At 62.6% G+C, this 11315-nt stretch carries 5 protein-coding genes and 1 pseudogene; all 6 read right to left on the bottom strand.

The window, feature by feature from the left end; translation table 11 throughout:
• Window positions 1-39 precede the first annotated feature (39 nt).
• On the bottom strand, window positions 40-645 hold the full coding sequence (locus tag WDS16_RS04985; RefSeq protein ID WP_338890970.1) for an SGNH/GDSL hydrolase family protein: 606 nt from the start codon (window positions 643-645) through the stop codon (window positions 40-42).
• A complete protein-coding gene (locus WDS16_RS04980; RefSeq protein WP_338890968.1) occupies window positions 642-1877 on the bottom strand; it encodes an NAD(P)/FAD-dependent oxidoreductase in 1236 nt (411 codons plus the stop codon). The genes WDS16_RS04985 and WDS16_RS04980 overlap by 4 nt, the downstream gene beginning before the upstream one ends.
• Window positions 1878-2024: 147 nt before the next feature.
• Window positions 2025-3713, bottom strand: a complete 1689-nt coding sequence (locus WDS16_RS04975; protein WP_338890966.1) for an AMP-dependent synthetase/ligase — start codon at window positions 3711-3713, stop codon at window positions 2025-2027.
• A gap of 81 nt (window positions 3714-3794) precedes the next feature.
• The gene (locus WDS16_RS04970) at window positions 3795-4727 is read right to left on the bottom strand and encodes a LysR family transcriptional regulator (RefSeq protein WP_338890965.1); all 933 of its coding nucleotides are present in this window, start codon (window positions 4725-4727) and stop codon (window positions 3795-3797) included.
• A 145-nt stretch (window positions 4728-4872) separates the two neighbouring features.
• Window positions 4873-5661, bottom strand: coding sequence for a tyrosine-protein phosphatase (locus WDS16_RS04965; protein WP_338890964.1), 789 nt, complete (start codon window positions 5659-5661; stop codon window positions 4873-4875).
• A 91-nt stretch (window positions 5662-5752) separates the two neighbouring features.
• Window positions 5753-11215: pseudogene (locus WDS16_RS04960) on the bottom strand (carboxyl transferase domain-containing protein); the annotation flags it as partial.
• Window positions 11216-11315 lie beyond the last annotated feature (100 nt).

Here is an 11315-nt window from a genome sequence, read left to right as displayed (position 1 = left end):
TCTCGGGTTTCATGCGAAGTGACGTGCAGCGAGCGAATATCAGGCTGCGAGGGTGGTGGCCGTCGTCTGGTAGACGAGTTCCACTGCGGAGGCTGCGAACTCACGATGGCCGGTCGAGCTCGGGTGAAGGCCGTCGGAGGTCCACATCTCACCCTCCGACCACTGGGGGGACGCGGCGATGTCGAGAAGAAGTGTTCCCGTGCTGCGGGTGACGTCGACGAGTGCGGAGTTCGCTTCGGTGAAGCGCTGGCGCAGCAGTTCCCTGAACTGCTCTGGCACCGGCAGCCGCGCTGGGATGTCCGGGTACGTGGCGGTGAACACCGTTGCGCCGCCGGTACGCAGCGTGTCGAAGATCTCGTGCAGGTTGTCCTCGAACCGGGGCTGTTCGTAGTCACTCACGAGGTCGTTGACTCCCACGACGACACCGTAGAGCGAGGAACGGGTCGCGATCGCGCCGGGAAGCTGCACGTCGAGAACATGCGTCGTCGTGGCCCCGTGTGTGCCGAAGTTGCGAACCTTGTTGCCGCGCAATCCTATCTGTCCAGCGAACCGCGGGACCCAGCCACGGAAACCACCGCCCTCGACCGGGTCACCCCGGCCTTCGACGAAGCTGTCGCCGACGACGGTCAGAGTCGCGGCGCTCACGCCGACGTCAGATGTCGGTCGCCGTGCGGAAGGTTCACTTCCGCGTACAGATCGGCGAGATTGGCGGGAGAGAAGAACTCCTCACCGGGGATACCTCCGGCGATGAGCCCGAAGAACTTCTTCGTGTACTCCGGACTCTTGCTCGCGGCACGGAAGACCGAGTCGTAGTACGGTGTCAACTTCAGATCGGAGATGCTGGTGGTCAGTTCGTACGTGCCCGCGCTCTGTTCGTCACGAGTGTTCTGGTAGTCCTCGAGCGCAGCTGTCATCGGCCGAGAACCGCTCAGACCTTCGTGTACGCGCTCGGACAGCAACTCTGCGTACTTGAAGGAGTCGGTAATCCCCCACCCCGTGAACGGATCCTTGTGGTAGCCCGCGTCGCCGACCAATGCCCAGCCGGGACCGAACGAGCGACGGTAGAAGTTGTCCGGGTAGAGCATCGGACGGAACGGCTCTTCACGAACGGCACTGTCGCGCAATTCCTCACCGTACTTCGGATCGACCGCATCGACGATCTCCTGGACGCCGCCATCGGGGTCGGCGCGAAAGTCACGGAACCGGTCGCGCTTACGCATGACGGCGACGAGGCTGAGACCGTCGTTTGTGGGCCACGACGCGAACTGCTGCTCGCCGAACCCGGTGCGGTGCTGCATTCCCCAGTCGATCCCGGAGTAGTACGAATAGTAGATGAAGCAACCCCCGGGCGACGTCCGATAGATGTCCGCGCCGACTTTGTTCGCGACAGTCGAATTGGCACCATCCGCGCCGATCACGATCGAGCTGCGGAACTCCTGCTCCGGGCCGTCACCCTCGTGTCCACGAATTCCCCGCACGACACCGTCACTGATCACGAGTTCGTCGACGGTGAAGTTCTCGATCACCTCGACGCCCGCCTCGCGGGCGCCGTCGACCAGAATCGAGTCCAGGACAGTGCGCCTCGGGCAGTAGACGGCGTCGATGCCGTCGATCGGGTCTGCGAAACCATCGAGGGAGATGTCGGTGTAGGAGAAATTCAGGTGCCGAATCGGCGGGCAGCCGGACTCGATCACCTTGTCCAGGAGTCCCCAGTCCTGCAGCCGCGAGAGCCCTGCCTGATGAATGTAGTGAGTCGAGACCGTGTCGCTCGGGAACGTCGTCCGATCGACCGCGAGTACTCGATATCCTTTCCGTGCGAGCAACATTGCTACCGAAGATCCTGACACCCTGGCGCCGACAACGATGACGTCGTACATAGTGAATCCGCTCCTGTTCGATCGGTTTTGAGTCTCGTGCTCTCGAATCTCAGTGTTTCTGCCGTCGGGACTCGATGCGTGTCCGAAGAATGGTTCGGCATCGGGCGATCGGTCTGCCCTATAGCCGACCTGGGATCAGCAGATGTGTTATCGAACTGTTTGCGGCGTGGCCATGTCGTAGATGTCGGCGATCTCGGTGGCGAACGTCGCGTCGATAGCAGCTCGCTTCAACTTCAGTGACGACGTCAGCAATCCGGAATCGACCGTAAAATCGACTGATAACACTCGGAATTGACGAATCGACTCGGCCCGCGAAACCAGTGAGTTCGCGTCGTCGACGGCCGCTTGCAGCTCGGCGCGTACCAGGGTGTCGTCGAGACCGACCGCTGCCGGGTCGAGGGTGATCAACGCGGCCACGTACGCACGCCCATCCCCGATCACGACTGCATTACTCACCAACGGATGCAACCGAATTCGGTCTTCCAACGGCGTGGGCGCAACGTTCTTGCCACCCGAGGTAACCAGAATCTCTTTCTTACGCCCCGTAATTCGAAGGTATCCGTCGTCGATCTCGCCGATGTCGCCTGTGTGCAACCAGCCGTCGGCGTCGACCGGAGACCGGTCCGCTGCGGCACCCCAGTACCCTCGCGTGACGTTCGCTCCGCGCACGAGGACCTCGCCGTCCGGAGCTATGGCCACTGTCGTGCCCGGTATCGGCCGTCCGACAGTTCCGATGCGATTAGTCTTCGGCTCGTTCACGGTGACCGCGGTTGCGGACTCGGTCATTCCGTAGCAATTGAGGATGTCGACGCCGAACCCGGCATAGAACCCGGCGGTCGAGTCGTCCAGGGATGCGCCCCCGGAGATCACCGAGCGCAGGCGCCCGCCCAGCATGCCGAGCACTGGCCGCGCCGGAACAGCGACCGATGCTTGCTTTCCGGATCTGAGCAGTGTCAATCCGTCCGACACAGCGGCGTCCTCGACACCCTCTTCGAGATGTGACCGGGCGGCCTTGCGGATTTTCTCGAGAGCGTAGGGAACGAGAGCAAGGAACGTCGGCTTGATCCGAGGTAGCGCCGCGACCGTATCGGGAATTCCTGGCAACAGGTGAGTCTCGGAGCCGCCGTACAGCGTTGCGAACAGAATGGTCTGTCCGAACACGTGGGCCAGCGGCAGTCCCAGCGCCGTCACTGCCTGCTCGTCTGCAGTGCCGCCGAACATGCCACCGGTCCGAACGACTGTGTTGACCGCAGCTGCAAACATGTTGCCGTGGCTGAGCATGCAGCCCTTGGCCGGCCCGGTGGTACCGCTGGTGTACACGATCATGGCGAGATCGTCACGATGGACTGCAGCGATGCGCTCATCGGGGGTCCTGCGACTGGTCGAACGCGACCATTGTGACACCGTCTCGAACGACAATACCGTGGCTGCGCCGGCATCACGCAGTCGTTCGGCGTCGAACTCGCTCTCGGCGGCGAAGTGGGTGGATCCGGAGTCTGCCACGATGTGGCTGATCTGCTCTGGGGAGGATGTCGGGTATACGGGCACAAGAACACCACCGACAGCAAGTACTGCCAGGTCGAGTACAACCCAGTCCAGGCTCGTGCGGCCGAGCACTGCAACGCGCTCGCCCACGTCCACGCCTGCCTCCACGAGCGCTGAGGCAAGATTGCGGACGCGGTCCGAGACCTCCAGGCACGTCAGCGATTCCGATTTCCCGATCTCTCGTAGGGACGGTCGACCCGGTGTCCGGTCTGCGGCGTCGAAAATGATGGAGGAAAGGCCCGACTTCTCGGCCAACTCGACGCCGGGCCCGGAGAACGACTGTGTATTCATGAATACCGATTCAACACGTGCAATTCTCGAGCTGCAATGGCCAAAAGACTTGCGCGCCAGTCGATATTCCTATCCACGACGTCAGACGGCGAGCCCCACTTCCGCCGGACACTTGACGTTGTCCGGAGGCTCGATGCACTCCAGGAAGGATGCGACAGCTGGATTCACTTCTCCGGCGCGCCAGACGACGTACAAGTCGATGACTGGAACTGGGTCGAACAACTTCACGGCAACCGAGTTCGCCCCGACCGCTCCCATCCCCACAGAGGTGGCTCGCGGAAGGGATGCGAACCCGACGAGCGGTTTGACCGACACGACGTGTGCGGTTGCACCCGGATCGTCGGCGGTCTGAGCAATCTTCAGCGCGATCTTGTTGTCCGCGGCCGCGGACAGGATCGAGTCGTACATCGCCGGGCACTGCTCGCGTTCGAACAACACACACGACTGATTGGCCAGCTCGGCAAAGGGAACACCGGGCCGACCCGCCCACGCATGGCCTTTGCCCACCACTGCAACAAGGGGGACTCGATGTAGAACGCGACGGTGACGGAACTCGGACGTGTGCGGATGACCGTAGACAAGAGCGATGTCGAGGACACCGTCAGCCAACGCCGAGAGCTGTGGGCCGGTCCGTTTTTCCCACAGAGAGACCACCAAATCCGGGTGGTCCTTACTCATCTTCGCCAAAGCGTACGGCAGGACGTGCCTGCTGGCCGGGAAGTTGTAGCCCACATTGAGCGATCCCGATCGCCCAGCAGCCGTCGACTTCGCGATACTCGCAGCCTTGTCCATCTGTTGAACGATCAATCGTGCCTGGGTCACGAACTCTTTGCCCGCCGAGGTCAACTTGACCTCATGCGAGTTCCGGGCGACCAACATCACGTCCAGAGACTTCTCCAATTTCTGCAGTTGGGCACTCAGGGACGGTTGCGTCATATGAAGCCGAGCCGCAGCTCGCCCGAAATGTAACTCCTCAGCGATGGTGATGAACGCCATCAGGTGCCTGAACTCCATGGTGCTCCCCCAGTTAGTTCGTGGGAATGACACTATCGAGTTGGAATAACTGCACGTGAACGTAGCGAAACCACACGGTGCAGCAACGGTGTCAGCTGAAGGCCACTGGTGCGGAAAGTTCGTACCGGCCAGTCGGGTTCACATGTCAGTCGTCCGGCCCGTCGGTCAGCAACGCCCCCTTCAGGTCGGCCAGGTCGGATTCGCTGATGCCGATCGCATGCAGGTAGGCCTCGAACGACCCGTGCACCTGGTCGACGGCCTCCAGACCGCGGCGATAGTACTGCTCGCTCACCCCAAGCATGGCGTTCGACGGCTCGATCGGCTTGTCGTCGCCCAGCGCCGACCACACTGCCTGCATATGTCTGCGCAGCGGCTCGATTCCAGAGTTGCTTCGTAGAAAGTCGGCCACAATGTCCACATCGGACACTCCCACAGCGCGCAACACGGTCGCTATTGTCCATCCCGCGCGATCCTTGCCTGCGGCACAATGCACCAGGATCGGCCCTTCCCCTGCCGCCAGTGTTGTGACAACCTCGCGGATTGCGTCGAACGCGCCTTCGAGTGAGGAATACGAGGAGTACGTGCGCATCATGTAGCCGAGCTGGTCGTCCTCGCCGCGCGCAACACCACCCTCGTGCGGAGCGGTCGTGCCCGTGTGGTTCCGGTAGGGAGTATTGCGGAGAAGCACGTCGCCGGGAAGTCGATCTGTCCCGCCACGCGCTATTTCGGCATCGCTGCGAAGATCGAACACCGCTTTCACTCCAAGCCGTGTCATCTCGGCGCGGCCATGTTCGTCCAACTGTGACAGCTCGGATGATCTGAAGAGCACGCCGGTCCGAACCGCACGCCTGTCCGTTGTTCGGGCGCCACCGACGTCTCGAAAATTCCATGCTCCGGACAATCGAAATTGTTCGGTAGCAGCAGCATTCGTCATCCGCACATCACCTCTGTATCGCGCTGGCAGCACTTCCGGAAGCTGCCAAGTCCGAAAGATAGTGTCTCATAAACTCATCCACCACTTCTGGCGCACCGCAAGTGCGGGCCATTCCTCGTTCGATGGCGGCGATGAGTTGTGGTCGTAGTTCGGCGGCGGGGACGATGTGGTGGACGGATCCGACGGTTTGTGCTCGTTGGATGTTGTGGATGGCTTCGAATTCGGCGGCGACTTCGCCGAGTTTGGCGTTGCGGATGTCTGCTTTCTTGGTTGCTAGTTCGACGCGTAGGTGTGCGCGGTCGGCATCGGTCTCTGCGGCGGTGAGCTTGGCTTCGAGTTCCTTCACAGCCGGATCCGCTGCGGTGCGGGCGTTGACGTCGCGGGTGAACACGACCGCTGCTGCGGGTGCACCGCCGAGGACGGAGGCGAAGGATCCTTCGACGGCGAGGACTTCCATGTTGTCGTTGAGTGCTCCGGAGAAGACGACGAAGGCTCCGCCGTGGTAGCGGGAGACGACGCAGAAGACGATGGGGCCGTCGAAGTTGACGATGGCGCGTCCGATTTCGGCACCGTATTCGAGTTGGATGTTGCGTAGTGATTCGGGCGAGCCGTCGAAACCGGACAGGTTGGCCAGCACCACGATCGGACGCGAGCCGCTGACGGCGTTGATTGCGCGTGCGGTCTTCTTCGACGAACTGGGGAACAATGTGCCCGACGTCCATTGGTCGGGTCCGTCGGCGGGGAACCAGCCCTTACGTGGGATGGCGCGTGATTCGATGCCGATGACGGAGACGGGGATTCCGGCGAGGTGTGCGTCGAAGACGACGGAGGTGTCGGCGTCGGCCATGTCGGCCCAGCGTTCGAGAACCGAGTGATCTTGGTCGACGACGGCGCGCATGATGGTGCGGATGTCGAACGGTTTTTTGCGATCGGGGTTGGTGACACTCGAGAAGATGTCACCGACGGTGGTGAAGTCGCTCGCTGGGTGCACGTGGGGGTAGCTGCGCACGTCGCGGTCGGTGGGGTCGGTGGTGGTCGCCCGGCGTGGGAAGCGCTCACCGGGAGCGGTGTAGGCGTGCTCGTAGTGGACGAACAGAACGTCGACGGCAGCGCGGAGGTTCGGGGCCCAGTATTGGGCTTGTCCGTTCGGTCCCATGACGCGGTCGTAGCCGCCGATGCCGAAGTTGTCTTCGGCGGAGACGCCTCCGGAGTAGTCCAGGGATTGTTTTCCGGTCAGGACCATGGCGCTGTCGGGGGTCATCACGAGGATGCCTTTGGTGTGGGCGAGCATGGTGGCTTCGGCGTTCCAGTAGGGCTGGGCGCCGACGTTGATGCCGGCGACGATGATGTTGATTTCACCGCCGCCCTGGGTGAAGGTGATGATGCGGCGCAGTCCGCGCGATACCCAGTCCATGTTTTCGGTGCCGGTGGACATCGAGATGGTGGCGCCGGAGGACAGGGCGAACCATTCGACGGGTGCGCCGAGTTGTTCGGCGAGGTCGATGGCGGCGACGATGCGGGAGCATTCGGCTTCGGCGACGGTGCCGAGGGCTTTGGTGGGGTCACCGAAGAGTGCGACGCGGGTGATGCCGTCGGGGTAGCGCTCGGTGCGGGTGGTGACGAGTCCGGTGATGATGCCGGCGGTGTTGTGTCCGTACGGACGCTCGACCGGGGTGAGGGCACCGGATGCGTCGACGTCGTATTCGGTGAACGAGCCGTCGGTGCCGGTGAGCAGGGGGATCAGCTCGTAGGGGTAGACGGTGCCGCGGGCTTGGGATCGTTGGACTTTTTGGGTGTATTCGTCCAGTGGGCGTAGTGGTTCGGTGGGTTTGTCGGTGATTTTGGCGACGATGCCGGCGCCGGAGCGGTAGGAGAAGCGGATCGCGACGTCGCGGGGGGTGGAGGTGGGTCCGTTTTTGAGGCGGGCGATCAGGGTGATTTCTTCCAGGCCTGCGCCGATGGTGGAGGGTGCGATGTGGCGGGCGATGGTGGCGAGGCGATCGTCGGGGACGTCGAGGACGGGCCAGACGTAGAGGGTGACGCGGTTGGCGTCGAGGCGTTTGCGGCCGCGTAGAGATTGTGCCCGGCGGATGCCGTCGAGGCAGGCTGCGACGGTGCGTTCGATTTCCGGTACGGCCACGACGTTGCCGTGTTCGTCGAGTTGGGTGGTGACGCCGCGGATTTCGGCGAGTGCCATCAGGCGTTCGTCGGAGGGGTTGTCTTTCGCGGTGAGGTGGAACAGGTACGTTCCCGCTGTCGCGGGTAGTCGGGTGCCGTCGAAGTTCTTCAGACGCCACAGGTCCAACCGTTGCCCCGTCAACGGATGCATGTCACGGATGACGACATCCTCGACCAACGGCTCCGACCCCTCGGAGGTGGGCCTCAGAGTTATCTGACGCGCCGTTCCGGATCCGTACACAGTCAATGTGATTCGGCGCCACATTCCCGAATAGGTATGCCCTGCAACGATATTTCGTAGACTCGCACTGAGCTCGTCGTCTCTGACCGGAGCATCAGGCCAGTACACATAGACATCGACAACATGGGTACCAGGTGCGAATTCGGCAATGCCGCCGATTGTCGACAGCACCGAATGAAGCCTGAATCGATCGGTGTGCGTAGCGATGACATGCTGATCGATACCACTGAGCGCGAATGCGCCAGTGACGAATCGGTAGCCGTCACGATCGAAGGCGTGCACGTCCTCGAACTGGTGAATTCCGTAGTACTGCCTGGTCATCGCTTCCAGCAACGCATCTGGATCGACAACGTCACCGAGCAGATCGATGAGTGGTTCTTCGACGTCGACGACCTTGCGCATGCGTGCGACGTAGTCGGGTGCGTCGGGGTTTTCGGTGAGGTATTGCAGGCTGCCGCGGACTCCGTCGTAGACCTGATCGCGTGCCCGGCGGATCTGTGGGGCGTCGAAGAGATGGAACCGGAGGTTGCGTGCGACGTCACCGATGACGGGGTAGCGGGCTTGGGTGGCCACGATCAACCGTTCGAGCACCTCACCGATGTCCGACGAAGGCTGCGCTGCGGTGTCGGTGAGCCAGTGATCGAGCAACGCTGCGATGACCGGGACTTGATTCTCGATGCGCTGCAACGCCAGGAACACCCGGTAGACCGCTTCTTCGAGCTCGGGTGTACGTCCCTCGGCGGCGTCGGCGTCGTAGTGACGAAGAGCACGAGAAAGCTTGCTGCGGAACGCCTCCGGTAATCCTTGAACGTCCGAGTCCAGTGAATGCAGAAACGAATGGAAATGCTCACGGGGAGAATGAACCCGTTCGTCGGTGTTCTCCTCGTCCATCGTCGGACGATTACGCGACAGTTCACAAATATCAGCGAAAGTGTTCAGCAACGCCAACTCCGCCTCCAGCACCGCAGTGTCCTCCCGCGGCACCGCACTGCGCAGTCGTTCGTAGTCGGCGAGCAGAACACGAGCCCGCGGTGCACCGACATCGAAACCGGTGATCAACGCCGACAACTCGCTCAACCGCGCCAACGCCCGACAACTCGCGCTTTCACCCTCGACGCTGGGCACAGTCCGAAACTCCACCCGCGCGGTCTGCGAGGACGCTTTCTGCTCCCCGGCCTGATCGACCCGCAACAGTGCAGCCCCGGAATCGACCTGCCCGTTCACCGACGCCAACACCTCCCGCACCGTCCCCGCATACGGGGAACGGACCGCGGTCTCCATCTTCATCGACTCGAGCACCACCAACGTCTGACCGGCCTCGACCTCATCCCCGACAGCGACAGGAACCGCAACAACGACAGCCGGAGCGGGAGCACGCACCAACCCCGCTTCGTCTTGGCTGATCTGATGCGAAATCCCATCGACCTCGACCAGGAAATGCGCAGCGCCAGCGACAGTGACGACAGAAAAACGCCGATCCCCGAGCGTCAACCGGCTCTCGTACTGCCCGAGACGCTCGAGATCGACCTGCAGATCCCCACTGTCCCCGTCGACCTGGTAGCGGTGCGGCCCGATCTGACCGACACCGAGCTTGTAGGCCTGACCCTGATAACTGAGCTCGACCGTCCGCCCGACAGTGTGGCTCGCCCGCGGGCGACCACCCCGAGCCGAAGACAAGAACGCCGCCCGCTCACGGGCCTCCTCGGCGTCGTAGGCATCGATCGCGGCAGCGATGATCGCGACATCAGCAGTCACGGTCGGACCTGCCGGGGTACCGGCATCGGTGCGATCGAGCCACCCGGTATCAGCGGAAGCAGACATCACCTCCTCTTTGTCGAGGAGGCCGAGCAGGAACGACTTGGTGGTCGTGCCGCCGTCGATGACGACCGTGGTCTCGCGGAGCGCGTTGCGTAGTCGCGCGAACGCTTCACTCCGGTCCCGGCCCCAGGCGATGACCTTGGCGACCATCGAATCATAATCCGGGGGAATGACATCGCCCTGCGCGATACCGGTATCGACACGGATACCGGAACCGAGAGGGAACTTGAGCAGTTCCACACTGCCCGGGGCCGGTGCGAAACCATTATCGGCGTCCTCGGCATTCAACCGGGCCTCGACAGCGTGACCGAACTCGGCCGGGCACTCACCCTCGAGAGCGTCACCGTCGGCGACGAGGATCTGCAGTTTGACCAGATCGATACCGGTGGTGAACTCGGTGATCGGATGCTCGACCTGCAAACGCGTGTTGACCTCGAGGAACGTGAAAATCTTCTGCTCCGGCTGATACAGGTACTCCACCGTCCCCGCACCGGCATACCCGGCAGCACGCACCAACTCCGCCGACACCGCCCGCAGATGATCGGCCTGCTCCTTCGTCAGCAGCGGCGAGGACGATTCTTCGATGACCTTCTGATTGCGGCGCTGAATCGAGCAGTCCCGCACACCCGGCGCCCACACATTACCGTGATTGTCGGCGATGACCTGCACCTCGACGTGGCGGGCATCGGTGACCAGACGTTCGATGAACACCACCGGGTCACCGAAGGAACGTTCGGCTTCACCCTGAGTGCGCTCCAACGCCAATTCGAGTTCGTCCTCGGCGAAGACCTTACGGATCCCGCGGCCACCACCACCGGAACGGGCTTTGATGATCAACGGATACCCGATCGCCGCAGCATGACGGCGGGCATCAGCACGGGTCTCCACCGGGCCCCCCGACCACGGAGCGACCGGCACCCCGACTTTCTCCGCCAACAATTTGGCTTCGACCTTGTCCCCCAACAGACGCATCGCCGCAGCAGAAGGCCCGATGAAGGTGATGTTCAACCGAGCCACGATATCGGCGAACTTCGGGTCCTCCGCCACGAAACCCCACCCCACCCACACCGCATCCGCACCCGAGGCCACCAACGCCGCCTCGAGCACCCCGTAATCGAGATACGCCGACCCCACCTCCGGCTTGGCCAACATCACAGCCTCATCAGCCTGACGAACGAACATCGCCCGCCGCTCCGCCTCGGTATGCAACGCCACCGTCCGAATGCCGTAGTCGTACTCGGCGTTGAGTTCCTTCACAGCCCTGATCAGGCGAACAGCCGCCTCACCCCTGTTGACTACTGCAATCCGCTTGAACATCGCATTCCTTGATCCGCTAGGAGGTTTCGAAGTCCAGGTTCGAGGACACCCGCCCCTCGCGCGCAGCGAGGAGCACATAATGTTCGTGCGATCGGAGCCG

The organism is Rhodococcus sovatensis (assembly GCF_037327425.1).
In the GTDB taxonomy this organism is placed as follows: domain Bacteria; phylum Actinomycetota; class Actinomycetes; order Mycobacteriales; family Mycobacteriaceae; genus Rhodococcoides; species Rhodococcoides sovatense.
The sequence above is the reverse complement of the archived record's forward strand: the minus strand, read 5'-3'. Positions and strand labels throughout refer to the sequence as shown.

What these genes read in the sequence shown, in the direction of transcription:
- WDS16_RS04980 (WP_338890968.1), bottom strand. Translation starts at nt 1,877, where the DNA reads ATGTACGACGTCATCGTTGTCGGCGCCAGGGTGTCAGGATCTTCGGTA.
- WDS16_RS04975 (WP_338890966.1), bottom strand. Translation starts at nt 3,713, where the DNA reads ATGAATACACAGTCGTTCTCCGGGCCCGGCGTCGAGTTGGCCGAGAAG.
- WDS16_RS04970 (WP_338890965.1), bottom strand. Translation starts at nt 4,727, where the DNA reads ATGGAGTTCAGGCACCTGATGGCGTTCATCACCATCGCTGAGGAGTTA.
- WDS16_RS04965 (WP_338890964.1), bottom strand. Translation starts at nt 5,661, where the DNA reads ATGACGAATGCTGCTGCTACCGAACAATTTCGATTGTCCGGAGCATGG.